General features: G+C 63.3%; 18 protein-coding genes and 1 pseudogene. 4 read left to right on the top strand and 15 right to left on the bottom strand.

What is annotated here, in order from left to right; genetic code table 11:
• Positions 1 to 278 precede the first annotated feature (278 nt).
• Positions 279 to 3182 (top strand): chemotaxis protein CheB, encoded by a 2904-nt coding sequence (locus tag SLW74_RS12040; RefSeq protein ID WP_410929004.1) that lies wholly within the window; start codon positions 279 to 281, stop codon positions 3180 to 3182.
• A 14-nt stretch (positions 3183 to 3196) separates the two neighbouring features.
• Complete coding sequence (locus tag SLW74_RS12045) at positions 3197 to 5452, top strand: putative bifunctional diguanylate cyclase/phosphodiesterase (RefSeq protein WP_410929005.1); 2256 nt, start codon at positions 3197 to 3199, stop codon at positions 5450 to 5452.
• Here the strand turns inward: SLW74_RS12045 and SLW74_RS12050 are convergent.
• On the bottom strand, positions 5405 to 6247 hold the full coding sequence (locus SLW74_RS12050) for a phosphatase PAP2 family protein (protein WP_410929006.1): 843 nt from the start codon (positions 6245 to 6247) through the stop codon (positions 5405 to 5407). The two genes, SLW74_RS12045 and SLW74_RS12050, sit on opposite strands and share 48 nt — an antisense overlap.
• A gap of 349 nt (positions 6248 to 6596) precedes the next feature.
• Here SLW74_RS12050 and SLW74_RS12055 point away from each other — a divergent pair, with 349 nt between their 5' ends.
• A complete protein-coding gene (locus SLW74_RS12055; protein ID WP_410929007.1) occupies positions 6597 to 7292 on the top strand; it encodes a histidine phosphatase family protein in 696 nt (231 codons plus the stop codon).
• A 13-nt stretch (positions 7293 to 7305) separates the two neighbouring features.
• Here the strand turns inward: SLW74_RS12055 and SLW74_RS12060 are convergent, their stop codons facing one another.
• From SLW74_RS12060 to arnB, 9 genes and pseudogenes are all read right to left on the bottom strand, one after another.
• Positions 7306 to 7599 carry a winged helix-turn-helix domain-containing protein gene (locus SLW74_RS12060; protein ID WP_296309061.1) on the bottom strand — a complete coding sequence of 98 codons (294 nt, stop codon included), beginning with the start codon at positions 7597 to 7599 and terminating at the stop codon, positions 7306 to 7308.
• A gap of 446 nt (positions 7600 to 8045) precedes the next feature.
• Positions 8046 to 9440: a UDP-glucose dehydrogenase family protein gene (locus tag SLW74_RS12065; RefSeq protein WP_410929008.1), complete on the bottom strand. Its 1395-nt coding sequence runs from the start codon at positions 9438 to 9440 to the stop codon at positions 8046 to 8048.
• Positions 9418 to 9823, bottom strand: a pseudogene (arnF, locus tag SLW74_RS12070) (4-amino-4-deoxy-L-arabinose-phosphoundecaprenol flippase subunit ArnF). Before arnF ends, SLW74_RS12065 begins: the two are co-directional and overlap by 23 nt.
• Before the next feature lie 53 nt (positions 9824 to 9876).
• Positions 9877 to 10221, bottom strand: a complete 345-nt coding sequence (locus tag SLW74_RS12075; protein WP_065989001.1) for an EamA family transporter — start codon at positions 10219 to 10221, stop codon at positions 9877 to 9879.
• Positions 10218 to 11870, bottom strand: a complete 1653-nt coding sequence (gene arnT / locus SLW74_RS12080; protein WP_410929009.1) for a lipid IV(A) 4-amino-4-deoxy-L-arabinosyltransferase — start codon at positions 11868 to 11870, stop codon at positions 10218 to 10220. Before arnT ends, SLW74_RS12075 begins: the two co-directional genes overlap by 4 nt.
• The gene (gene arnD, locus SLW74_RS12085) at positions 11867 to 12748 is read right to left on the bottom strand and encodes a 4-deoxy-4-formamido-L-arabinose-phosphoundecaprenol deformylase (RefSeq protein WP_410929010.1); all 882 of its coding nucleotides are present in this window, start codon (positions 12746 to 12748) and stop codon (positions 11867 to 11869) included. Before arnD ends, arnT begins: the two co-directional genes overlap by 4 nt.
• Positions 12748 to 14760: a bifunctional UDP-4-amino-4-deoxy-L-arabinose formyltransferase/UDP-glucuronic acid oxidase ArnA gene (gene arnA, locus SLW74_RS12090; protein WP_410929011.1), complete on the bottom strand. Its 2013-nt coding sequence runs from the start codon at positions 14758 to 14760 to the stop codon at positions 12748 to 12750. The genes arnD and arnA overlap by 1 nt, the downstream gene beginning before the upstream one ends.
• Positions 14757 to 15770, bottom strand: a complete 1014-nt coding sequence (gene arnC, locus SLW74_RS12095; protein WP_410929012.1) for an undecaprenyl-phosphate 4-deoxy-4-formamido-L-arabinose transferase — start codon at positions 15768 to 15770, stop codon at positions 14757 to 14759. The genes arnA and arnC overlap by 4 nt, the downstream gene beginning before the upstream one ends.
• The gene (gene arnB, locus SLW74_RS12100) at positions 15767 to 16915 is read right to left on the bottom strand and encodes a UDP-4-amino-4-deoxy-L-arabinose aminotransferase (protein WP_410929013.1); all 1149 of its coding nucleotides are present in this window, start codon (positions 16913 to 16915) and stop codon (positions 15767 to 15769) included. The genes arnC and arnB overlap by 4 nt, the downstream gene beginning before the upstream one ends.
• Positions 16916 to 17722: 807 nt before the next feature.
• On the opposite strand from arnB, the gene SLW74_RS12105 reads away from it, so the two are divergent.
• Positions 17723 to 18610, top strand: a complete 888-nt coding sequence (locus SLW74_RS12105) for a LysR family transcriptional regulator (protein WP_410929053.1) — start codon at positions 17723 to 17725, stop codon at positions 18608 to 18610.
• A gap of 1 nt (position 18611) precedes the next feature.
• Here SLW74_RS12105 and SLW74_RS12110 read toward each other — a convergent pair whose 3' ends face one another.
• The 5 genes from SLW74_RS12110 to SLW74_RS12130 form a co-directional block, all read right to left on the bottom strand.
• Entirely contained in the window at positions 18612 to 19832 is a 1221-nt protein-coding gene (locus SLW74_RS12110; protein WP_410929014.1) for an MFS transporter, read from the bottom strand.
• A 145-nt stretch (positions 19833 to 19977) separates the two neighbouring features.
• A complete protein-coding gene (locus tag SLW74_RS12115) occupies positions 19978 to 20793 on the bottom strand; it encodes a DUF1206 domain-containing protein (protein ID WP_410929015.1) in 816 nt (271 codons plus the stop codon).
• A 242-nt stretch (positions 20794 to 21035) separates the two neighbouring features.
• A complete protein-coding gene (locus SLW74_RS12120) occupies positions 21036 to 22010 on the bottom strand; it encodes an alpha/beta hydrolase (RefSeq protein ID WP_410929016.1) in 975 nt (324 codons plus the stop codon).
• A gap of 198 nt (positions 22011 to 22208) precedes the next feature.
• Positions 22209 to 24545 carry a type II secretion system secretin GspD gene (gene gspD, locus SLW74_RS12125; protein WP_065989011.1) on the bottom strand — a complete coding sequence of 779 codons (2337 nt, stop codon included), beginning with the start codon at positions 24543 to 24545 and terminating at the stop codon, positions 22209 to 22211.
• On the bottom strand, positions 24542 to 25057 hold the full coding sequence (locus tag SLW74_RS12130; RefSeq protein WP_410929017.1) for a hypothetical protein: 516 nt from the start codon (positions 25055 to 25057) through the stop codon (positions 24542 to 24544). Before SLW74_RS12130 ends, gspD begins: the two co-directional genes overlap by 4 nt.
• Positions 25058 to 25102: the final 45 nt, after the last annotated feature.

Genomic DNA, 25102 nt, shown 5'->3' on the forward strand with positions numbered 1-25102 from the left:
ACAGTGGTTCAGAGAAAGGGATGGACTGGGGGCGCGGGAAGAGATTTCCGCTTCTGGATGAACGGCATTGACGCGCGACGCTGTGACCCGGCATATGTAGAGTATGGCACAGCGCTATCAGGGACAGGCCGGGCGTCAGTGTGACATTAATGCAGGCGCCTGTCTGGCTTGTTGACCCGTCGGGGCGACTCATCGGCGAGGCCTGGCGGCCTATCCGCCATTGCCCGGCCGGCCGGCAGCGGGCATCATCCGCGTCCATTTGCCACATGAGGGATCCCGTGTCCGACATCGCGCAGCACCACCGCCCCCAGGGCCGACTGCTCGTCGGCCTTGGCGCGTCCGCGGGCGGCCTGGAAGTGCTGCAGCGCTTCCTGAGCCTGATGCCGAGCGATTCGGGCATGAGCTTTCTGGTGATCCAGCACCTTGCACCGACCACGCCCAGCCTGCTCACCGAAATCCTCGCCCGTTCGACCCGCATGAGGGTCGTCGAGGCCAGCCATGGCGCGCCGCTCGACGCCGACACCGTGTATGTGATCCCGCCGCACTATGGCTTGAGCGTGACGGCCGACGCGCTGGTCCTGACCCGCTACGAGGGCGAGCGCGGTCACCCTCTGCCCATCGACGCCTGCTTCGCCTCAATGGCCGAGCACCATGGGACGAGGGCGGTCGGCGTGATTCTGTCCGGTACCGGTGCGGACGGCACCGCCGGCTGCCGTGCGATCCTCGATCACGGCGGCAGAACCCTGGTGCAGTGGCCGGAGGAGGCGACCTACAGCGGCATGCCCGACAGCGCGATCCAGGCGGGCAACGCCAGTCATGTGATGAGCGTCGAGCAAATGCCCGGCGTACTGACCGGCGGCACGGACCCGGACGGCCCGGCACCTTCGACGACGCAGGGCGACGCCATCGAGCAGATTCTGCTGCACCTGCGCACCATGACCGGCCACGACTTCACCCAGTACAAGAAGAGCACCATCGCGCGGCGCATCGAGCGACGGCTGCAGATCATGCACCTCGCCAGTCAGGACGACTACCTGCGGCTGCTGCAGGGCTCGGCGGAGGAATGCAAGTCGCTGTTCAGCGAATTGCTGATCAACGTCACCCAGTTCTTTCGTGACCCGGCCGCGTTCACGGTCATGCAGCGGCAGATCCTCCAGCCGATGATCGACGCCAAGGCTGGCGATGAGCCGCTGCGGGTGTGGATTGCCGGTTGCGCCACGGGTGAAGAGGCCTACTCGGTGGCCATCGTTCTGCACGAGCTCCTGCATCCGCAGGGTCAGGCTGCCGGCGTGGCGCCGGGCATTCAGGTGTTCGCCACCGACCTGGACGCCGATGCCATCAGCATCGCCCGCGCCGGGTTCTACCCGCTTTCCGTCGCCCGTGACGTCGGTGCCGAGCGCCTGGAGCGCTATTTCAGTCGCGTCGAAGGCGGTTACCGGGTGAAGAAGGAAATCCGCGAGATGATCGTGTTCGCGGTGCAGAACGTGATCAAGGATCCGCCGTTCACCCGCATCGATCTGCTGTGCTGCCGCAACCTGATGATCTACCTGGGGCATGCGCTGCAGAACCGCCTGATCCCGACCTTTCATTACGCGCTCAAGCCTGACGGCGTGCTGTTTCTCTCGCCTTCCGAGAGCATCGGCGGGCATGCCACACTGTTCACGCCGTTGCAGCGCAAATGGAAGTTCTACCGGGCCGTGAAGACCCGAACCCCTAAATCCATGCCGATGGACAGCACGCTGTCGTGGCTGCCCAGCCCCATCAGCCGACCCCCGGACCGCCCCGCGACCATGACCAAGGAAACCAACATTGCCGAACTGACCCGTCGGGCGCTGCTGCAGGACTTTGGCCCTGCCTCGGTGGTCACTGATCTGACCGGCAACATTCTGTATGTCCACGGCGACACCGGCCGCTACCTGCGCCCTGCGCCGGGGCAACCCAGCCTCAACGTCGTCGAAATGGCCCGCGAAGGCCTGCAGCTGGACCTGCGCAGTGCGGTGCAGCGTGCCGCCCTCAGCGCCGAGCCGACTGCCACCCGGCCGCTGCCGGTCAGCGGTGACGGCGCGACGCGCTGGGTCAGCCTCAGCGTGCGCCGGATGGGCAACACGGCTCAGGGCGAGCAGTTGCTCCTGATCACGTTCCAGGAACCGGCCAGCGGCGCGGACATTCCGCCCGACGCGGTACCGGATACCGCCGCACATCTGGCGCCCGATCGGGTCAGGCTGCTGGAGCACGACCTGGCGTACACGCGGGAGAACCTGCAGGCGACCATTGATGAGTTGCAGCACCTGAACGAGGAGCTGGGCGCGGCCAACGAAGAGATGCAATCGACCAACGAAGAATTGCAGTCGTCCAACGAGGAGCTGGAAACCTCCCGTGAAGAGCTGCAATCGGTCAACGAGGAGCTGGTCACGGTCAATGCCGAGCTTCAAACGAAGATCGAACAGCTCGGCGACATGCAAAATGACATGAAGAACCTCCTCGACAGCATCAATATCGGGACTATATTTCTTGACACAAAGCTGATCATTCGCCGCTTCACGCGCGACGCCGTGAAGATCTACCGCCTGATCCCCAAGGATGTGGGGCGGCCACTGGCCGATATCTCTTCGTACATTCACTCCATGGACCTGCTGGTCCCCGCACAGGAGGTGCTCGACATGTTGATCCCGCAAGAGATCGAACTGTGCACTGTGTCGGGCAACTGGTTCCTGGCGCGGCTGGCACCGTACCGCACGCTGGACAACGTCATTGACGGCGTGGTCATGACCTTTCACGACATCAACAGCCGCATCGCCAACCAGAAGGCCGTGCAGGCGGCGCGCGAGTTGGCCGAAGCCATCGTCGACACGGTCATCGAGCCGCTGCTGGTGCTGGACGAAGACCTGTGCGTCGTGTCCGCCAGTCGGTCCTACTACCGCACCTTTCCGACGACCGAGCCGCTGACCACCGGTCGCACACTCTTTGAACTCAACAACCGCCTGTGGGACATCCCGGCGCTGCGGCAAAAGCTCGGCACCCTGCTGGAGAACGACACCAGTTTCGACGGCTTCGTCGTGGAACATGAACTGACCGATGCAGGCCCGCGGGCGATCACCCTGAACGCCCGTCGGGTGGTGGGAGACGCGACGCGGCCGCACCTGATTCTTCTGGCGATGCAGCCTGACACTTCACACGCCTGAGGTGCGGGACGACCATGAAAACCCCGCCTTTCGAGCCCCATATCGTTCATCCGGCGAACCCTCCCGACATCCCGGACCCGGACGACAACGCCCGGCTGCTGCATGACCTGCAATTGCACCAGGCCGAGTTGCAGATGCAGAACGAGGAACTGCGCGTTGCCCAGTCCGCACTGGAGGCCTCCCGCGACCTCTACCTGGATTTGTACGAAAACGCGCCGGTGGGTTACCTCACGCTGACGCGCCAAGGGGTCATTGAAGCCGTCAACCGCACCGGCGAGACGCTGCTGACCTACCCGCGCCACCGCCTGTTGCAACGGCGCTTTGCCGGCCGCGTCGTCAGCCGGGACCGCGACCACTGGCAGCAGGTATTCGCCCGAGTCTGTCGCACCGGGGAAGCGGAGGAGTGCGATCTCAGCCTGGAGCGCACCGACGGCACGCACTGGCAGGCCCGGCTGAACTGCGTGCGCCACGGCGGCGAGACGAGCGGCATCCGTGTGACCCTGACCGACCTCACCGCGCGCCGGCAGATCGAACATCGCCTCAACCTCGCTGCCAGCGTATTCACCCACGCGCGGGAGGGCATCATGATCACTGACCCGACCGGCGCGATCATCGAGGTCAACGACGCGTTCACCACCATCACCGGCTATGAACGCGATGAGTCGACGGGCAAGAACCCGCGCTTTCTTGCCTCCGGCATGACCCCGCGTGCCGAGTACGTCAGCCTCTGGCGCAGCCTGCTGACCGAGCATTACTGGCAGGGCGACTTGTGGAACCGCCGGCGCGACGGCTCGGCCTATGCCGCGCGACAGACCATTACCGCCATCGTCGACGCCCACGGCGTCACCCAGCATTACGTCTCGCTGTTCACCGACGTCACCGAACTGCACAGCTACCAGCGGCAACTGGAATACGTGGCCCACTACGACCCGCTGACCCACTTGCCCAACCGCGTTCTGCTCGCCTCGCGCATGCAACAGGCGATGGCCGATGCCTTGGGCAACGGCACCCGGCTGGCATTGGGTTACCTGGACCTGGACGGCTTCAAGGCGATCAATGACCTGCACGGCCATGACGTGGGGGACCGGGTACTGTCCAGCGTGTCCCGGCGCATGCAGAACGTCCTGAACGAGGCCTGCACGCTGGCGCGTCTGGGGGGAGACGAATTTGTGGCGCTGATCGTCGATCTTGATCAACTCTGCGACAGCGCGCCGATCCTTGAACGTCTGCTCACGGCCGCCAGCGAGGTGGTGCAGGTGGGCGCGCTGAACCTGACGCTGTCGGCGAGCATCGGCGTCAGTTACTACCCGCAGGATAACGAGATCAGCGCCGATCAACTGCTGCGCCAGGCCGATCAGGCGATGTACCAGGCGAAACTCGAGGGCAAGAACCGTTTCCACGTGTTCGATGCGCAGCATGACCAGGAGATGCGTGGGCACAACGCGCGTCTGGACCGTATCGATCAGGCCATTCGCGAGGGGGAACTGCGCCTGTATTTTCAGCCCAAGGTCAACCTGCGCACGGGTGCGGTCGTCGGTGCGGAAGCCCTGCTGCGCTGGGAGCATCCGGAGCGCGGATTGCTGTTGCCGGGCAGTTTTCTGCCGCTGATCGAAAGCAGCTCACTGGCGGAGGTGGTGGGTGAGTGGGTGCTCGAAAGTGCCTTGAGCCAGATCGAGCGCTGGCAACGGGAAGGGCTGCATCTGGCGGTGAGCATCAATGTCGGCGCACGGCAACTTCAGCACCCTGATTTTGTGGCGAACCTGACCGAGCGACTCGCAGCACACCCTGATGTCGGTCCGGAAATGCTGATGATCGAGATCCTCGAAACCAGCGCGCTGGAAGACGTCGAAGGCGTCTCGCGCACGTTGCGTGCGTGCGAGCAACTGGGAGTGCGCTTTGCCCTGGACGATTTCGGCACAGGGTATTCGTCCCTCAGCTACTTGAAGCGCTTGCCGGTGGCGCAACTGAAGATCGATCAGACGTTCATTCACGGCATGCTCGACGCCCCCGGCGACATCTCGATCCTGCAGGCGATACTGGGGCTGGCCAGCGCGTTCGGTCGCGAAGTCATCGCCGAGGGCGTCAACAGCCCCGCCCAGGCGTCACGCCTGTTGCAGCTCGGTTGTGAGATCGGCCAGGGTTTCGGCATCGCCGAGCCAATGCCGGCGACGCTGATTCGCGGCTGGATCGACGCCTGGATGGCTGACCCGCTCATGCCACATTTACAGATCGGTGACTCCGTTGGGCCCGGACACCGACCGCTTTCGTAGCGCGGGACTGGCCTCCTCGACGGGCCCAGGGGCAAGCTGTCGCCAGCCATAGAAGGCGAGGGCAGTGAGCAGCGCACCGATCCACACGATCACCCCGGCCCAGAACGTGTGCGACATGAAATGCCAGCCTTGCAGGACGCGCGTGGTGCCGTAGATCGCCCCCAGAATCATCGAGGCATACAGGATCGCGCGGGCGTGGCGCCATTGATACCGGCGCGCGACGAAGTACAGCGCGACCATGGTGAAGCCGCCGGAGGCATGCCCACCCGGCCAGCAGCGACCGGCGCCGGCTTCATGGAACAGGCTGAAATTCTCGAACCACTCCTTTTTCTCCATCGTCCCGCCGTACAGCGTCGTTTCGACCGGGCAGTAGATGCTGGTGTGGCTTTTGAAGAAGTGGATCATGCCGGTGATCACGGCGAACGAGACAACGATGAACAGGAAGTCCCGCCGGTGGCGGGTGGTGAAGCGCAGCAGCGGGGCGATGCGCAACCTCTCCAGCGACCTTATAAGCCGGTCGTGTCGCCCCGGTTTCAACAGCGGCCAGAGAAATGACAGGAGCGAGCCGATGATCGCGGCTTCCCCCGTGAGGTCGGGAATGATCCGCGGCCAGCGGTGGGTCAGGTTTTCAAACAGGCGATTGTGGCCAAACGGGAATTCGTGGTTCGGGTCATACAGCCAGTTGCTGATGACCTCGTCCAGCGAAGTCAGGTCGAAGACCACGAATATCCCCAGGGCAATGGCGATCGGTAAACCCAGGTTCCAGGCATAAAATCGTGATCGTTGGTTTCGCACGGTCAGTGTCCCGATAAGTGGGGTTCATAACTTCGCCGGGAAATAAGTCGGCGCTGACGGAAGTTACGGGTGACCGAGTCAGCTCGCGGTGAAGACGATGTGAAAACGGCGTTGATATATACGGCGTGCTGAGGGTTTTAATCACAAGATGACGCTGTGGGTATGAAACGTCTTACCCCATGATCGTTTAGTCGCGAGTCTTGTTCTCCTGTTGAAAGTGGTCACGCTTGATCATCACTGTATTTTTCACGAGCCCATAACCAAATAACCATACATCGCTGTTTACGCTTCTTGCCATTCAATGCCGCAGATTTCCATCTGCCATGGACTGAACAGTCGGAGCAACACGATGCGCGAACACGTCAATGTATCGCCCGCACTAATAGCGGGTAAGTTACTCAACAGCGCCATTAAATGCCGTGTGCTGCTGACCGCTTCGGGTATCGTCGTGTCGCTGCTGCTGTTAACGGGGTATACCTGTTGGTCCCGTTCGCCGATTGACCTCGTCAGGGGGCAAAACATGAGCAGGGCGGGTCTTTACGAGAGCTGGAAGAAAGGCGAAGTGGTGGTGCTGGTGCGCCACGGCGAGCGCTGCGATCGGTCGGATAATGAGTGCCTGGGTCCAAAGGACGGCATCACCCGCAACGGCAGCCAAGTGTCTGCCCAGGTGGGACGTTCGCTCGGTCAGTTGGGGTTAGCGCAGACCGATATCCTCGCCAGCCCGTCCACACGCACGGCGCAGACCGCCCAATCCCTGTTTGGCCATCCGGTGGCATCCCAGGACTGGTTGGTTGATTGCGAGAACATGAACCTCGGTCGGGTCATGGCGCACAAGGCGATCAACCGGAATCTGGTCCTGGTGACCCACAGCGAATGCATCGGTCAGCTGGAAAGTCAGCAGGGTTATCCCAGTGCCGAAACCAGCGAATACGACGGGGCGGTATTTATCTCGCTGGACAAGCGCAACAGGCCAGTGATCAGGGGCGTCATCAATCCGCAAGACTGGAAGCAACTGGAGAGGGAGGGGGTGACTGAAACAACATAAGGTATTGAGTGGTTTACTTGCACAGTTGATAACCGACGCCATACACCGTATGAACCAGCGGATAGGCAAAACCGTCATCGACAACTTTTCTGATTTGATGGACGCGGGTGCCGAGGCCGGTGCTCTTGTCAGTACCTTGTTCGCCCCAGAGCATTTTGGCGATCTCTTCCTTGCTGACAATAGCGGGACTTCTCAGCATCAGCAGCGCCAGTATGTCGATGTTGGTCGGGTTAAGTTTCAAGCGTTTGTCGGCGCGGAAGGCCCTGTATTTTCCGGTGTCCAGCACCAGATCTTCAACAACCAGCATCGTAATGATTCCACCCTCGCGACAGTGACGGGATAGTAGGGCCGCGATTGTCAAAAATTGGTTTGAGGGGTGTGAAGAACTCGTGGGGCTGGCGCCGGGCCTTTATTGTGGGACAGGCTGCAGCCGGGAAGGCGTCAGGCGTCACACTGCAGATCTTGTGGCGCACAAAAAGGCCTCTTCCCGGCTGAAGCCGGTCCCACTAAAAAGCATCGACTGCATCCAGCGGGGCCGGCGCCGATCCCAATTGTGGGACCGGCTTCAGCCGGGAAGGCGTCAGGCGTCACACCGCGAAATCGATGTCGTACACACTGGCCTCTTCCCGGCTGAAGCCGGTCCTACTAAAAAGCATCGAGTGCATCGAGTGCATCGAGTGCATCGCGTGCATCCAGCGAGTCCGGCGCCTAACCCAATTGTGGGACCGGCTTTAGCCGGGAAGGCGTCGGCTGCTACACCATCGAACCACCCGCCACGCTTTTGTACGGCATCCACTGCTTTTGCGGGATCGGCAGTTCGCAGGATTCCCCGCGCCCGATCGGGAAGTAGTGAAACCCGCTCTGGGCCAGGCGTTCGGTGTCGTACAGGTTGCGGCCGTCGAAGATCACCGGCGCGGCAAGCCGCTGCTGGATCAGCTCGAAATCCGGGGCCTTGAACTGCTGCCACTCGGTGCAAACGATCAACGCATCGGCATCGTTCAGCGTGGATTCCGGCGTGCCCATCAGAATCAGATCCCTGCGGTGGCCGTAAATCCGTTGCGTCTCCTGCATGGCCTCGGGGTCGAACGCGCGGACGGTGGCGCCGGCGTCCCACAACGCTTCCATCAGCACCCGGCTCGGCGCGTCGCGCATGTCGTCGGTGTTTGGCTTGAACGCCAAGCCCCATAGCGCGAACGTCTTGCCGCGCAGATCCCCTTCGTAAAAGGCGTTCACCCGCTCGAACAGCTTGTTCTTCTGCCGCTCGTTGATGGCCTCGACCACCGCCAGCAGGTCGTTGGAGCAATGGGCTTCCCGGGCGCTGTGGATCAGCGCGCGAATGTCCTTGCCGAAGCACGAGCCGCCGTAACCGCAGCCGGGGTAGATGAAGTCGTAGCCGATCCGCGAATCCGCGCCGATGCCCAGCCGCACTGACTCAACGTCCGCGCCCAGGTGTTCGGCCAGTTCGGCGATCTGGTTGATGAAGCTGATCTTGGTCGCCAGCATGCAATTGGCCGCGTACTTGGTCAGCTCGGCGCTGCGCAGGTCCATGAACATGATCCGGTCATGGTTGCGGTTGAACGGCGCGTACAGCTCGCGCATGACTTTGCGCACGGCATCGCTGTCGCAGCCGATGACGATGCGGTCCGGGCGCCGGCAGTCGTTGACCGCCGAACCCTCTTTGAGAAACTCCGGATTGGAGACGATATCGAACTGCAGCAAGCGACCGGCCTGACGCAGCGCCTTGTCGATATGAGCGCGTAACGCGTCGCCACTGCCCACCGGCACCGTTGACTTCTCGACGATGATCAGCGGCTCCGAGCGGTACGTCGCGATGGCATCACCGACGGCGAAAAAACCCGTCAGGTCTGCCGAGCCGTCATCGCGGGACGGCGTGCCGACGGCAATAAACAGCACCTCGGCGTGCTCGACCGCGCGTTGCGCGTCGGTGGTGAACTGCAGGCGTTTGTTCTCCAGGTTCTCGCGCACCAGGCCGGCCAGCCCCGGTTCGAAAATATGCACCTGACCCTGCCGCAACTGCTCGACCTTGGCCTGGTCGATGTCCATGCAGACCACGTCGTGGCCCACTTCAGCAAGCACGGTGGCTTGCACCAGCCCGACATACCCGCTACCGAAAACGCTGATTCTCATGAAGAAAAGCCCTGTGGAGGAGTGCTGGAAATGCGCCGAAGGTTGATGGTCAGCACGCCCATCACGATCAGGATGACGCCCAAAGTTTTCGATACCGTGAACGTCTCATGGAAAAATGGCAGCGCCGCGGCGAGGGCATACACCAGCCCGTAGCTGACGCTGAGCAGGGAATAGGCGCGACTCAGCGGAAGGTCGCGCAGCGCCAGCAGCCAGGCGAGCATCGACAGCCCATAGGCAATGATCGCGGCGCCGATCACCAGCACGGCGAAAGGGCTCAGTTGTGTCAGCCCGCGCAAACCCGGCCAGGCATCAGGGGAGGGCAGACGGCTCATGCCCCAGCGCATGCCCAGCTGCGCCGAACTCACCAGCGCCACGCTGCCCATCGCCCACGCGGTCGCCCCGCGCTGCCTGCCCGATTGGCAAAGACTTGACCGGCTCATGCCTGACGCCCCAGCAGCACGACGCCCGCCAGAATCAACGCGACGCCCAACCAGTGCACGGCGTCGATGGATTCCTTGAAAACGAACCGGCTGGCGAGGGTGATCAGCACCACATTCAGCCCCAGCATCGGGTAAGCGATGCCGACTTCCAGGCGTTGCAACACCAGCAGCCAGCCGACGAGGCCCAGTCCCAGACAGCCCACGGCCAGCCACAACCAGAACGAGCGCGCGGCCGCGAGCACGCCGGGGAACGTGCCGCCCCAGCGCTCCACCGCGCACTTCTGCGCGACCTGGCCCAGGCAGGTCAGCCCGCAGGTGCCCAACAACAGCAGCCAGGTCATGGCGCTGACTTCCCGTAAATGAGGATGATCAGATTGCCTTCGTCATAGCGCTCGGCGTCCTTGGGCAGCAACTCAAGCTCGCGCAGCTCCTCGTCACTTCTGCCACGCATGACCACCCCGACCTGACCCTCGCGGCGGGCCTGGGTCATCCACTCATCAATCCCCTTAAGGGTGACTTCGCGCCCTATGACGTCGGGATAGCCCAGCCCGTAATCCAGTTCGTTCCAGGTGTTGAAAAACGACACGTCGGTTCTGTTAAGCCGCCACGCCAGTGCCGACGCAGCGCCCAGATCATTGCTCAGCAAGTGCGTGCTCGCTGCCAGTTGCGCTTGATGGGCAAGCACAAACTGGTCAGGCGTCTTGTTATGCACCACGTCATAGGGAAGGGCCGCGGGCAACAGCGCCACCAGCAGCCAGCTGCCCAGCGCCGGTGCCGCCCAAAACTTCATCGGGCGCAGGCCTTGCAGCGCATTGCTCGCGCACCAGCCGATCAACACGATGATCGCCAGCAGCAGGTTCAGCGGTTCGTGGACGTACACCGGCTGTCGGAGTTGCAGCCAGAGCAGCACGCCCAACCCGATCAAGCCGGCGGCCGCGTTCAGCCAGCCGTTGACGCGCAACGCGGTGAGTTGACCTTGCTTGAGGCGTTCTATCAGCCCATCCGCCATCAACAGCGCCACCGGCAGCAGGCACGGCAGAATGTACGTCGGCAGCTTGCCGTTGCTGACGCTGAGAAACGCCAGCGGCACCAGCAGCCACAGCAGCAGAAAGCCGATGTCGGGTCGACGCCTGCGCTGCCAGGCCTGGCGGAACGTGACCGGCAGCAACACAGCCCACGGCAGGCACGACACCACCAACAGTGGCAGGTAAAACCACCAGGGTTCGGCGTGCTGGGCATCGGCTCCGGCAAAGCGTCGCACATGCTCATGCCAGAAGAAGAATCGCCAGAAGTCCGATTCCTCAACATGCACCGTGAGCACCCACGGCAGGCTCACGACGATGGCGATCAACACCGCCAGCGGCCCATAGCGAAGCAGCTCGCCGAGGCGCCGCTGCCAGAGCATGTAGGGCAGGGTGATCATCACCGGCAGCGCCCAGGCCAGAAAACCCTTGGTCATGAAGCCGATGCCGCAGGCCAGACCGATCAACGTCCAGGCGCCGAGTCGCGCACGCCCGCTGCGGTGAACGGCGCACCAGAACCCGACCAGCGTCAGGTTGGCCCACAGGGTGAACTGAGGATCGAGGTTGGCATAACCAGCTTGCCCGGCAATAAAGGCGAAACTCATGAACAGCAGCGCACTGGCGAAACTCTTGCGCGGGTCGTTCCACATCCGCGCGGCGAGCCAGTAAGCAAGTACCACGCTCAGGCCACTGCTCAGCGCTGACACGATGCGCACGCCAAACAGGTTTTCACCAAAGATGGCCTGGCCGACGGCAATCAGCCAATAGCCCGCAGCGGGTTTCTCGAAATAGCGCAGGCCCATGAAGTGAGGCGCCGCCCAGTGCCCGCTGTGCAGCATTTCCTGGCTGATCTGGGCGTAGCGGGTCTCATCGGGAATCCACAAGCCGTGGGACCCCAGCGGCAGCAGATAGAACGCGGCGAAGGCCAGCACCAGCAGGGCGATGTTGCGATGTTCGGCTTTGATCATCGCTGCACCCCCAGCCAGCCTTCGCGACCGCGCAACGCCCCGCGGACCAATTGGCCCGCGGGCAAGTGATCCAGTCTGTCCGGCAACAGCGCGCCAAGGGGCTGAAAGTCGACGCCATGGTTTTTCGCCTCGCTCAACAGCGCGCGAAAAGCCGGGGCCATGACGATGCCTTCGACCTCGGCGTGGACGGTGTAGACGTTCAGCTTCCAGGCCGCAAACCGCCCGAGGATGTCGTCGTTGAAGGCCTGGGCGTCGAGTTGCGGCGAAATCAGTTCGTCGTAAGTCGGCAGGTCCACCGGAATCTGCGGTGTGCCCGGCGCGCCATCGGCCAGAAGCGGACGGAATATCGAGGTGCCCCGACAGTCGCTGTTGTAGCGAAAACCGAATGCCTCTTTCGCCTGCACCACCCGCTCGTCGGCACGCCAGCCGGCGGCGGCGGAGCAGGTCACCGGGTGGCCGAGAATATCGCTGAGAACGTCAACGCCGCGCTGGATCTGATCACTCAGCTCGGCCTCGCTCCAGCGCCCGGCATTGGCCTGCCAGCCGTGGTGATCCCAGGCGTGCAAGCCCACTTCATGACCGGCCTCCTGAGCGCGGCGCATCAGCGGCCCGAGATCGCGACCGATGGGTTTGCCGGGCCACGCGGTGCCCGCCAGCAGAATGTCCCAGCCGTACAGACTGGCCGCCCGGGAGCGCAGCATTTTCCAGAGGAACTGCGGCCGCGCGAGACGCCACAGATGGCGCCCCATGTTGTCCGGGCCGACGCTGAAGAAAAACGTCGCCTTGACCTGCGCTTCGTCGAGCAGGTCCAGCAGTCGCGGCACGCCGTCGCGGGTGCCGCGCCAGGTATCGACGTCGATGCGCAGACCGGCCTTCATCAGCTGCGTGCGCCGGTGCTGACAGTCGGTTCGGCCTTCTCGGCCATGGCTTCCCGGAGGAAGAAGTCCAGGGTCTTGCCGATGGTTTCGCTCAGCTCGATGGTCGGTGTCCAGGCGATCAGCCGCTGGGCGTTGTCGATGCTCGGCTTGCGGTGGCTGACGTCCTGATAGCCCTTGCCGTAGAACGACTGGCTCTCGACCTCACGGAAACCGGCAAACGGCGGGAAGTTGTCGCGCAGCGGATGGGCCTCGAACTGACGCAGCAACTCGGCGCCCAGCTGACGAATGCTGGCTTCGTTGTCGGGGTTGCCGATGTTGATGATCTGGCCGTTGCAGAGCCCGCCCTTGTTTTCGATGATCCGCGCCAGGGCTTCGATGCCGTCGACCACGTCGGTGAAGCAGCGCTTTTGCGCGCCGCCGTCCACCAGCCGGATCGGCGTGCCCTCGACCAGGTGCAGAATCAGCTGGGTAATGGCCCGTGAGCTGCCGATGCGCGCGGAATCCAGCCGGTCCAGCCGTGGCCCCATCCAGTTGAACGGACGAAACAGGGTGAACTGCAAACCCTTCTGCCCGTAGGCCCAGATCACCCGGTCCAGCAACTGCTTGGACACCGAGTAGATCCAGCGCTGCTTGTTGATCGGCCCGACCACCAGATTCGAGGTGTCCTCGTCAAAGCTGGCGTCCTGGCACATGCCATACACCTCCGAGGTCGACGGGAAGATCACGCGCTTGTTGTACTTGACGCAGTAGCGGACGATTTTCAGGTTCTCTTCGAAATCCAGCTCGAACACCCGCAGCGGGTTGCGCGTGTATTCGATGGGCGTGGCGATGGCCACCAGCGGCAGCACCACGTCGCACTTCTTGATGTGGTACTCGATCCACTCGGAGTGGATGCTGATGTCGCCTTCGATGAAGTGGAAGTTCGGCCTGGCGCGCAGGCGTTCGATGGCATCCGAGCCGATGTCCATGCCATAGATTTCATAGCGGTCGTCTTGCAGCAAACGTTCGGACAAGTGATTGCCGATGAAGCCGTTGACCCCGAGGATCAGCACGCGGGTGCGTCGGACCGGGCGGCGCGGGTCCATGCCCTGCAAGCGCGAGCCCTCCACCAGACCGAACTCACGGGCCAGTTGCGCGCCGCTCAGGTACAGGCCGTTGTCGCCACGCTGGCCGGCGTTGATCACCAGCGAGCCTTCGCCGCAGGCAATGCGCAACGGCTCGCAACCGAGCACCGTGCCGGGGGCTTCGCCGGTATAAGCGGTCTCTGCGCGGGCGGCCCAGACAATCAGTTTGTGCTCACCCACCGGGCAGAACGCGCCGGGGTAGGGCTGAGTCACCGCGCGGACCAGATTGCCCAGCCGGGTGGCCGGCAGCGACCAGTCGATCAGACCGTCGGCAGCGCTGCGCCGGCCGTAACAGGTGGCGGCGGATTCATCCTGGGGTGTGCCCGGCAACCGGCCCTGGGCGAGCAATGGCAGGGTGTCCGAGAGCAGGTCTGCGGCGGTTTCACGTAACTTGCCGTGCAGGGTCAGGGCCGTTTCAGTCGGACTGATCGAGATCCGCTGCTGGGCGACGATGGGGCCTGCGTCGGCGCGTTTGACCATCTGGTGCAAAGTCACGCCTGTCTCGCTTTCGCCGTTCACCAGGACCCAGTTGGCCGGCGCCCGGCCACGGTATTTGGGCAGCAGTGAGCCGTGCAGGTTGAACGCGCCTTCTTTCGCGCAGGCCAGTAACGGTTCGCCGAGCAGTTGGCGGTAGTAGAAGGAGAAGATGAAATCGGGTTCGAGCCGGGCGATGCGCTCAACCCACAGCGGGTGATTGGGGTCTTCCGGCGCGTATACGGCGATCCCGTGAAGCGCGCACAGCTGCGCCACCGAGCCGAAGAAGGTGGTTTCCTTGGGGTCATCGGCGTGGGTGAACACCGCTGCGATGTCATACCCGGCGGCGAGCAGGGCCTGCAGGCCAACGCAGCCAATATCGTGGTAAGCAAAAACAACCGCTTTCTGGTTCATGGTGCGACCTTGTGGGCATCAGCAGAGGGGGAGGAGTTGACCGGGTAGGCGCTTGAAACAGCGGTGCGGCGCACGACCTTTTCAATGAAGAAACGCGGCCGTGCGCGCACGTCGCTGTACATGCGCCCGAGGTATTCGCCGAGCAGGCCCATGCCGATGAACTGCCCGCCGGTGAACACGAACAGCACGGCAAAAAGGACGAAGGTGCCGTGCCCGGCCCAGGGCGCGCCGAAGATCAGCCGCAGAACCACCAGCGCCAGGGCGAACAGCACGCCGAGTATCGCCATGCCAAAACCCACGATGCTCAGCAGCCGCAGGGGCGTGGTGGTCATGCAGGTGATGAGGTCGAACATCAAGTTGATCAGGCGCATGGGGCTGTACTTGGAATCGCCGTGTTCGCGTTCGGCGTGCTCGACCAGAATCTCAGTCGTGTGCCGGGCAAAGCTGTTGGCCAGGATCGGGATGAAGGTGCTGCGCTCCCGGCAGGCGAGCATGGCGTCGACGATGCTGCGCCGGTACGCTCGGAGCATGCAGCCGTAGTCGTTCATCGCCACGCCAGTGGAGCGCTGCACGGCGAGGTTGATGAGTTTCGACGGCCAGCGCCGCCAGGCGGAATCCTGCCGCTGGTTGCGCACCGTGCCGACCACGTCGTAACCCTGTTCGGCGAGGCGCACCAGGCGCGGAATCTCTTCCGGCGGGTTCTGCAGGTCAGCGTCCAGGGTGATGACCACGTCGCCCTTGCACTGCTCGAAGCCGGCCATGATCGCCGCGTGCTGGCCGTAATTGCGGTTGAGAATGACCGCCACGACGGGGCTGCCTGGTCGCTCGGCGGCCTGTTGAAGCAGCTCGGCCGAGGCGTCGCGGCTGCCGTCGTCCACCAGCACGATTTCGAAAGCGTGACCGATCAGGGCGCAGGCGGCCTCGGTGCGGCGCAGTAATTCGGGCAGGCTTCGTTCCTCGTTGTAGACCGGGATGACGATGGACACATAACGGACGGGATAGGCTTTCAAGGGCGCGCTTCCACGATGGATTCAATGGCCCCGACCACCCGCTCGACATCGTCGCGGGTCATGTCCGGGAACAGCGGGATCGAACAAAGCCGCGACGAATTCCACTCGGTGTTCGGCAGGTGCACGTTAGGGAAACGCTGTCGGTAATAGCGGTGCAGGTGCGTGGCAATGAAGTGAATGCCGGTGCCGATGCGCTGCTCTTGCAGGGCTTTCATGAACCCGTCGCGGTCCAGGCCGCAGCGCTCGGGGTCGATGCGCAGGATGAACAGGTGCCAGGCGTGCTGTTGCGGGTAGGCGGGTTGCGCCAGTGGCATGACCGGGCTGCTTGCCAGGCGGTCCAGGTAGTGGCTGGCCAGCCGGCGGCGTTGCTCGTTGATGTGATCCAGCCGGTGCAATTGCACGAGGGCGATGCTGGCGTTGATGTCCGCCAGGTTGTATTTGAAGCCCGGCTCGATGACTTCAGCCTGGGGTTTGCGGCCCAGGGTCAGGCGGTCGTAGGCATCGACGCCGAGGCCGTGGAATTTCAGCTGGCGCACGCGATCGGCCAGCACGGCATCGTCGGTGACGACCATCGCGCCCTCTGCGCAGGTCATGTTTTTGATGGCATGGAAGGAAAAGATCGCCGTGCCGCGGCTGCCTACCGGCATGCCCTTGTAGCCCGTGCCCGCCGCGTGGGCGGCGTCTTCGATGACCGCGATGCCGTGGCGGTCCGCCAGGGCGTAAATCGGGTCGAGGTCGCAGGCGGCGCCGGCGTAATGCACCGGCACAATGGCTTTGGTGCGCGGGGTGATGGCCTGTTCGATCAAATCGGCGTCGGTCATCAGCGTGTCCCGGTCAACGTCGACAAACACCGGGGTGGCGCCCAGCAGGCAGATCATGTTGGCGGTCGAGACCCAGGTCTGCGAAGGCGTGATCACTTCATCGCCGGGGCCGACGCCCAGGACGAGCAAGGCGATGTGCATGGCGCCTGTTGCGGAGGAAACAGCGATGGCATGCCGGGCACCGACCCGTTCGGCGAACTGCGCTTCGAGCTGCTGGCATTCGGGGCCCGTGGTGATCCAGCCGGAGCGCAGCACGCGGGTTACGGCCGCCACTTCTTCATCGCCGATACTGGGCCGGGAAAAAGGAAGAAAAGCCTCATTCATAATGAGAACGTCCCACTGAAGTTCAAGTTTTGAACACACCCGTCCGCTGGCGCTAACATGCACCGCCTGGGAAGTTATTTAAAACACGTGCAGGTATTCATAACGGTGCCGTTGCGGGCATCGTGTCATTTATGTAACTGAGTCATCAGATGATGAGATCTGATTACGTTGTTCCGCTATCACCTGATCTGGAGATTAATCTCACACATATGAAAATAACGCTCGTGACGCGTAACATTTCCGTGTGTTCGTCAGGCAGTGATAGCCAATGAATACGGGGCTATCAGCTGGATATGACGGTTGTTCGTGCATTGCCGTGGTTAGAAGCGTCATGTTTAAACATCTGACTGTTATTTCGTGCTCAGACAGCTCGGGTTCAGCATGCCGGCAGTTATCGGTAGTGGGTTATAAACAGCCGAGCTGCGGATCTGCTTTAATTCCTCCGTTGAACTTATTTGACAGGCTGGGTTGCCGTTTTCATAAGTTAGCGCCCGGATACTTAATCGGAGCTGAACATGAAGCATGCTTTGGCAAGGCTGCAGCTCACCCCACTGGACACACGCAATGCTGTTCGTAGGACCGGCCTCAGCCGGGAAGAAGCGAATGCATTCACCCCCACTTTTGCAGTGCGCCATCCGACGCCTTCCCGGCTAAAGCCGCCCCTGCAGTCGAGGTCACAACCCGCCCCACGGTCGTGTTCATCGCCGGTCCCGCAATCCGGTCTGGAGTCAGCCCCACAGTCAGTGCTACAACCCGTCTCACCCAACGATGCATCACTTTCATCCATCCAAGAGCACACCACCCATGATGGACAGTCTCAGCGGCATCACGGCGTTCATCACCGTGGCCGAAACCCGCAGCTTCACCGAAGCGGGGCGTCTGCTGGAAATCTCGTCGTCCGCCGTGGGCAAGAGCGTGGCGCGCATGGAGGAGCGCCTCGGCGTGCGGCTGTTCCATCGCAGTACCCGCAGCGTGAGGCTGACCACCGAAGGCGAGCTGTTTCTCGATCGCTGCAAGCGCATCGTCAGCGAGGTCGAAGCGGCCGAACTGGAACTGCATGAGCTGTCCGCCACCCCACGCGGCAAAGTGCGCATCAGCGTGCCGATTCAGAACGTACTGATCATGCCGGTGCTGGCCGGGTTCATGCGCGCCTACCCGGACATCGAGCTGGAAGTGGACATGTCCGACCGTATGGTGGACGTGATCGAGGAAGGTTTCGATGCCGTGATCCGCACCGGTGCGCCCCAGGACTCGCGGCTGACCGCGCGCAAGCTCGGCGGCTTCCAGCTGCAACTGGTGGCATCGCCCGCGTACCTGGAGCGCTGCGGTGAGCCGGCGCACCCCGACGAGCTGATTCACCACACCTGCCTGCTGCACAAGTTTCCGGCCACCGGGATGATCGAGCGCTGGCCGTTGCGCATCGGGGACACGCACATTCAGCCGAACCTCTCGCGGGCATTGACCTGCACGACGACGGACCCGCTGGCGCATCTGGCGATCGATGGCGTCGGGATTGCCTGCCTGCCGGATTTTTCCATCCGCGCGCCGCTGGCCGACGGCAGGCTGAAGGTGGTGCTCGGGGATTACACCGACCACACCGGCAACCTGTGGATGCTCTGGCCTGCGTCGAAGCAGACGGCCCCTCGGCTGCGGGTGTTGATCGACTATTTCAAGGACAACATCCTCAAGGGCTGACTCAGCGCTGCAACGCTTGAGCGATAGGCGCCCGGGCGACACCGAAGCTGAGCATCACCGCCAGGCCCAGCAGCCCCAAACCCGCGCCCAGCCACAGCGCCGCCGACACGCCCTGGTGATCGACCATCAGCCCGCCGAACAGCGAGCCCGAGGCGATCGCCACCTGAAACATGGTCACCAGCATCGCCGAACTGGCTTCCGGCAACTGCGGCGAGGTCAGTTGCATCCAGCTGCTGACGCCCAGCGGAATCGCGCCATAGGCCACCCCCCACACCAGCACCGCCAGCATCACGCCGACGCCTTGCAAATGCGGCAACGCCAGTTGCGCCAGCACCATCAGCACAATCACGGCGCCCAGCGACGCGCGCAAATGCGTGGTTAGGGTCCCGGCCATGGCGAAGTTCGCCAGCATGCCCACCAGCCCGAAACCCAGCAGCACCCCAGTAATCGCGTTGGGCGAGAACCCGGCGTACTGGCCGAGAAACGGCGCGACGTAGGTGTAGCCGGTGAAGTGCGCGGCGACCACCGTTCCGAGCAAAAGCATGCTGCGCCGCGCTGTGCCCCGGGACAGAAATGCCCGCAGCGCACGGGCTTTGAGTCCTTCGCTGGAAGGCAGCGAGGGCAGGGTGATGGCCTGCGCTGCCAGAGCGATCAGGCCCAATCCGGCGGTGACGACGAAGGACATGCGCCATGAAAAGACCGTGCTGACGAAAGTCCCGAAGGGCACCCCGAACACCGTCGCCAGGGTGATACCGGCGAAGATCAGCGCCGTGGCTTTAGCCGCCCTCGACTCGCTGACCAGACGCCCGGCCGCCGCAATCGCCACGGCCCAGAAGCCGCCGAGGGAAATCCCTAATAGCCCGCGACCCAGCAGCATGATCGGCAGCGACGGTGACACCGCGCAGATCAGGTTCGACAGCACCAGTAGCAGGCTGAGGAACAGCAACAGATGCCGGCGGTTCATGCGTCCGGCACCCAGGATGATCGCTGGCGCGGAGATCGCCGCGATGATGCCCGGTACGGTGACCATCAGCCCCGCCACCCCATCGGTGACGTCAAGGCTTTCGGCGATCTGCGGCAGAACGCCCACCGGCAGGTATTCGGCAGTGACAAAGGCAAACGCGCCCAAGGCCACGGAATACACCGACAGCCACTCGCGCCAGGAGGGGGACGCCGAGGACATGGGCGTCACGTGGGTCGAAACAACGGGCAAGTCGTGCATGGGGAAAGCTCCACCGTAATGAGTGGAGCCATGCTAGGGAGCGAGGGCGCGAGGAAAAACAGGCTGGGGTTCCGATCACTGTGGATCGATGACTCCGCAATCAGTCAATCTGCGGCAGCTCTGAACCGCCTGATCCCGCAGAGGCTCAGGCCTGGGCCATGCCGGGCACGTCCATGTTGATCCGGCGCCAGGCGGCTTCGGCAAAGCTGTACGCCGAAAACGCGATCAGGCCCAGCGCCATGACCATCAACACCACGCCGCCTGCCGGCAGGTTTTGCAGCGCATTGAGTGCATCTTTCAGCCCGGGCGGGTGCATCGCCTGATAGCTCGAGCCGCTGATGGCCAGCAGCACGCCGATTTCGACGAACGCCACGCCGCGCGCGATCAGGCCGAAGCGGGACACCGGGGTCACGTATTTCATGACTTCATCGTCGGCCTCGAAATACTTCTCGAAGGACGCTTTCCAGCCCTTGAAGAAATGCGCAATGCCGACGCCGAACGGCACCAGCGCAACCAGGTAGACGACCAGATTGGAGTGTTTCCACGACAGCAGGTAAGCCAGCAGGTCTTCGGTTTGACCTCCGCCACCACCGCCGGAGCTGCGCAGGCCGTCGATCAACAGGCCCAGAGCAAAGAACGCCAGCGCACCGTTGACCAGACCGCCGGCGAGCAGGCCGCCGCGAATGACCAGGCCCTTGAACTCCCTGCCGTGATGGTCGACGTCGCGAGTGGCTTGCAACACCCGCCAGGCCGCGAATGCCAGCAGACCTGCCACCACCAGCCCGACCAGAAAGTGACCGAAGGGCTGGCTGAACAGGGCTTCGAGGCTGCTGTGGCTGTCCTTGGGGCGTGACGAATCGCGGGCGGCGAGCAAGGCGAAAATGCCGATGATCAGGTACATAACGCCGCGTGCGGCATATCCCGCTCGTGCGAGCAGGACAAGGGTGTGATGCGGGGACATCGAAGGTTCTCCGGGAAAGCGATTGATCAGCAGACCCGAGACGGCACGAGGGGTTCGATCGGGTTTAGCGGGAGGGCCCTGCGATTGCTTTTGGTGGGACCGGCTTCAGCCGGGAAGAGGCCGGTATGAACACCCTAAATTTGCGGTGTGGCTGCTGACGCCTTCCCGGCTGAAGCCGGTCCCACAATTCTGCGTCACGGCCAGGTCCCGCTAGAAAGCGGCGCGCAGTCAGTCGAATTCGGTCAACCCGCCGTAGATTGAATGCGCTGACGAATCCAGGCGCGGCTATGCTCCAGCACACGGTCGGCCATCAGGGTGGGGAAGTGGATGAAGCCATGGGGCGCTTCCGGCAGCAGGTGCACTTCGACCCCTGCGGTTTTGCCCCAGCGATCCGCCAGTTGCAGGGTGTCATCGCGCAGCGGGTCCAACTCGCCGACCCACATCAACGCGGGCGGGAAACCGGAGAAATCCCCATACAACGGCGACAACGGCGGCGCCTGACGCTGGGCGTCGCTGATGTCGGGCGTGAGCATGCGCAGGGCCTCGACCATTCCCGGGCCGTCCAGCACCAGCGTATCGGGGCCTGCCGTGCGCACGCTCGGCGTACCGGTCAGGCCGTAGACGCCGTAGTAGAGCAGGGCGCCGCACACGCGCTTGAACAACTCGGGCCAGGCCTGGAGCTGCAGCAGCGTCGTCCCGGCCAGATGCCCGCCCGCCGATTCTCCGACGACGATCACCGGCAGCCCGGCGAATTCCGGGCAGCCATCACCCAGCAACCAGCGCGCGGCGACGAGGCAATCCTCCATCAGCCCTTCCACCGGCGTTGAGCCAGCGAGCCGATAGTCAACCGAGACCACCGCCACTTCGCACGCCCGCACCATCGCCATATTGAGGTCGTCATTCATCTGCGCATTGCCGATGATCCAGCCGCCACCATGAATGTCCAGCACCACACCTTTGGCCTTGCCCCTGGGCCGAATGATCCGCACCGGCACGCGATGACCGTCGACACTCGCCGTGGTGGTTTCAGCGTGCAAGCCATGGCGGGCCAGATTGGCTGCGCCATTGAGCTGGCCAACGCGCAACAGTGATTGGATCAAAAGGGGCGTGAAGCGATTGCGGATACGAAACCGCGGCAGCCATGCCAGCTTCTTGTTGAACCGCCGCGCCTGCGCCAGTTCGTCGTCGTGAAAATGCAAACCGTCGTTGCTGTCCAATTGCGTGCGCTCTCTCGGGCTGAAACCCGCCAGTCATGGGTACTGTGTTGGTCTTCGCCCGAGGCCGAGAGTTTCACGCGCGGGAGTAAAGCAATTTCAGGCCCCCGAGGCAGAAGCGACGGCGCCAAGGTGCCCTCGGTGGATTTGATCGGATCGTGCCCACGCGGAGCGTGGGAACGATAAACCACAATCAATAAACTACCGGGTGCTCATCGGCGGCGTCGGCTTGATCAACTGCAGTTGCTGACGATAATCATCGGTCACTTGCCGCGCCTGGCTGTTGCTGGTGATGACCCGTGGGGTGATCAGCACGACCAGCTCGGTGCGTTTCTTGCTCTTGACGGTGTTGCCGAACAGCCAGCGCAGGCCGGGGATGCTGCCCAGGTACGGGACGGCAGACACGGTGTCGGCGTTGTCCTGTTTGATCAGGCCGCCAAGCAACACGGTCTGACCACTCTGCACCGCCACCTGGGTCGACACCGAACGCGTCGAGATCCGTGGGTTGCCGTTGGCGTCAGTGGCCGTGTCGTTGGCGTCGCTGACCTGCTGCTGAATGTCCATGTACACCAGACCGCCCGGATTGATGCGCGGCACGACGTCGAGGATGACCCCGGTCTGCACGTATTCAACGCTGCTCAGGGTGGCGGTGGTGGTCGAGGTGTTGACCGTGGTCTGGCTGATCGGGATGTTGTCACCGACCTGAATCTGCGCCTGCTGGTTGTTCATCACCACCAGCGACGGCGCCGACAGCACTTGCGTGCGGCCACTCTGTTCCAGCGCGTGAAGGGCGATCTGCAGGTTGTTGCTGACGAAGGAATAGAACAGCGAATCGGTGGCACCGAGCCCGGCACCGCCGCCGCCCAGAGCGCCCTGACTGCCAGCGGTGTTCGCGACAGTAGTGCTGGCGGAATTGCCGGCCAGACGACCGAGGTACCACTGCACGCCGAGGTCCAGCTCGCCGGTCAGGTTCACTTCCAGAATCCGCGTTTCGATCTGCACCTGCATCGGCGCGTTGTCCAGTCGCTTGATGGCCGACTCGATCTCGGCCCACTGGGCCGGACGCGTGCGGATCAGCAACTGGTTACTGCTCTGCTGCGCGGTGATGCGCGTGCTGTCGTCCAGGCGCTTGCTGGCGCCCGAGCCACTCGAGGCGGCGTCCGAACTGTCGCTCTGTCCGCTGCTGTCGGCGCTGTCCTCGGAGGTTTCGCCGTCCTGCTCTTCTTCACCTTGCTGAGTGCCGTTCTGCAAACCGCCATTGGCGCCACCCATGCCCGAGCCCAGGCCACCGCCCATCCCGGAGCTGCCATTCAGGCCCTGACCACTGCCGCTCAATCCGCCGCTGCTGCCGGTGCCACTGCCGTTGAGCGAGGACAGCGAACGGGTGCGCAGCCCCGGCGCGACCTTGGCCGCGCTGTCGTCCTTGATCTGGCCGTTGCCGTAAATCTGCCGCAGGTATTTGGCCAGGTCCGTGGCTTTCATGTTGCGCACGTCGTAGACGTACATCTGCGGCTCGTTGCCGCCGCCTTCGTCGATGGTGTGAATCCAGTCGCCGACTTCGCTCAGGTAACGCGGCTGGGAAGAAATCGCCACCACCGAGTTGGTCCGCTCGATGGGCAGAAACTTGACCATGCCGGCCAACGGCATGCCGCTGTCCGGGCCGAACATCTTCTGCAGCTCTGGCATCAGTTCGCTGACGCTGGCGCGCTGCAAGCCATACACGGCGATGGACATGCCCTTGAGCCAGTCGACGTCGAAGGTGTCGATGGTGTCCTGATAGTTGGCCAGTTCATCCGGCGTACCGGCGAGGCTCAATACGTTGCGCGCCGGATCGACCAGCAAGAACGCGTTGTCACGGGCGAAGGGTTTGAGCAGCTTCTGCATCTCGGTGGCCGAGATAAAGTGCAGCGGGAACAACCGCGCCGACAGCCCGGTAGCCGGGCGCGCCACCGGCATCTCCGGCACCAGCTTGCCGGCCACGGCCTGGTTGGCCGGGAGGATCACGTAACGGTCGCCCTGGCGGATCATCGCGTTGTCGGTCCACGACAGCAGCGTTTCGAGGATCGACAGCGCCTGCTGTTTGTTCACCGGCTGCGAGGTGGAGAAGCTGACGTCGCCCTTCACGCCCTGGTTGATGCTGTAGTTCTCGTGCAGCAAATCCCCCAGCACGGTGTTGATCACCGCTTCGATGGGCTGATTGGCGAAGTTGAAGGTGATATCACCAGCCGCCGCCGACGCGCCTCTTCCACCCGCGCCACTCTGGGCCGGACCGGCACCGCGTACGAAGGTCTGGTTGCCACGAATGATCTGCTGGCGCGCGGGCGCAGGCCTTGCGCCAGGATTGTTCGGGCTCGGCGCTTCGACCGGATCGCTGACCGGGCCTCGCTGCGAGCCGGTGCCATTGAGTGCTTCCTGCATCAGGGCCGGATCGTTTTCAAAACGTTCCGGGGTGGACGCGCATCCAGCCAGGGCCACGGCGGTGGCCAGGCACAACAACGGGCTGCGCAGACGGGAAAACTCAGGGGTGCGATTGTTCATGGTGTGGGTACGTTTGGAAGAGTAATAGGGGGGACTTTCGACGGCGGCGGAAGGCGCAGCAGGGGCAGTCGCAGTTCGCGGGTCTGGCCCTGATGGCTGAAAGTGGCGTGTTGCGGCGTGACCGAATCCAGGGTCCAGCCATTGTCCAGCGTGCTGCCGACGGCCAGCTTCAGGCGGCGCTTCTGCGGCAGTTGCAGCAGCACCCACTGTGAAGCGCCGTCGATGATCACGCCGCTCAGGCTGATGCCGTCCAGGGACGAGGCCTGGGATTTGCCGGTGACCAGATCAGGTTTGCGGTCCGGGCTGAACATCGACTGCTGCCAGGTCAGCGTGAGCGCTTGAGCCGGCAGCGAGGGCAACGCCGCGGGCCCGGCGGTTGGTGCCGCTTCACGGGCTTCGCCGGCCGGCAACCAGTCGATCTCCTGACCGGCGCCCATGCTCAGGCTGACGACAACGGCGGCGAGGGCGACCGTGACAGCGCCGAGCGCGAGGGTAAGGGAGTCGAACTTCATGCGTCAGGCTCCTCGGACGGTGTCAGTGGTTGGGGTTGATCATCC

This window comes from Pseudomonas sp. W5-36, from assembly GCF_046540455.1.
In the GTDB taxonomy this organism is placed as follows: domain Bacteria; phylum Pseudomonadota; class Gammaproteobacteria; order Pseudomonadales; family Pseudomonadaceae; genus Aquipseudomonas; species Aquipseudomonas graminis_B.

What these genes read in the sequence shown, in the direction of transcription:
- SLW74_RS12045 (WP_410929005.1), top strand. Translation starts at nt 3,197, where the DNA reads ATGAAAACCCCGCCTTTCGAGCCCCATATCGTTCATCCGGCGAACCCT.
- SLW74_RS12055 (WP_410929007.1), top strand. Translation starts at nt 6,597, where the DNA reads ATGCGCGAACACGTCAATGTATCGCCCGCACTAATAGCGGGTAAGTTA.
- SLW74_RS12060 (WP_296309061.1), bottom strand. Translation starts at nt 7,599, where the DNA reads ATGCTGGTTGTTGAAGATCTGGTGCTGGACACCGGAAAATACAGGGCC.
- SLW74_RS12065 (WP_410929008.1), bottom strand. Translation starts at nt 9,440, where the DNA reads ATGAGAATCAGCGTTTTCGGTAGCGGGTATGTCGGGCTGGTGCAAGCC.
- SLW74_RS12075 (WP_065989001.1), bottom strand. Translation starts at nt 10,221, where the DNA reads ATGACCTGGCTGCTGTTGTTGGGCACCTGCGGGCTGACCTGCCTGGGC.
- arnT (WP_410929009.1), bottom strand. Translation starts at nt 11,870, where the DNA reads ATGATCAAAGCCGAACATCGCAACATCGCCCTGCTGGTGCTGGCCTTC.
- arnD (WP_410929010.1), bottom strand. Translation starts at nt 12,748, where the DNA reads ATGAAGGCCGGTCTGCGCATCGACGTCGATACCTGGCGCGGCACCCGC.
- arnA (WP_410929011.1), bottom strand. Translation starts at nt 14,760, where the DNA reads ATGAACCAGAAAGCGGTTGTTTTTGCTTACCACGATATTGGCTGCGTT.
- arnB (WP_410929013.1), bottom strand. Translation starts at nt 16,915, where the DNA reads ATGAATGAGGCTTTTCTTCCTTTTTCCCGGCCCAGTATCGGCGATGAA.
- SLW74_RS12105 (WP_410929053.1), top strand. Translation starts at nt 17,723, where the DNA reads ATGGACAGTCTCAGCGGCATCACGGCGTTCATCACCGTGGCCGAAACC.
- SLW74_RS12110 (WP_410929014.1), bottom strand. Translation starts at nt 19,832, where the DNA reads ATGCACGACTTGCCCGTTGTTTCGACCCACGTGACGCCCATGTCCTCG.
- SLW74_RS12115 (WP_410929015.1), bottom strand. Translation starts at nt 20,793, where the DNA reads ATGTCCCCGCATCACACCCTTGTCCTGCTCGCACGAGCGGGATATGCC.
- gspD (WP_065989011.1), bottom strand. Translation starts at nt 24,545, where the DNA reads ATGAACAATCGCACCCCTGAGTTTTCCCGTCTGCGCAGCCCGTTGTTG.
- SLW74_RS12130 (WP_410929017.1), bottom strand. Translation starts at nt 25,057, where the DNA reads ATGAAGTTCGACTCCCTTACCCTCGCGCTCGGCGCTGTCACGGTCGCC.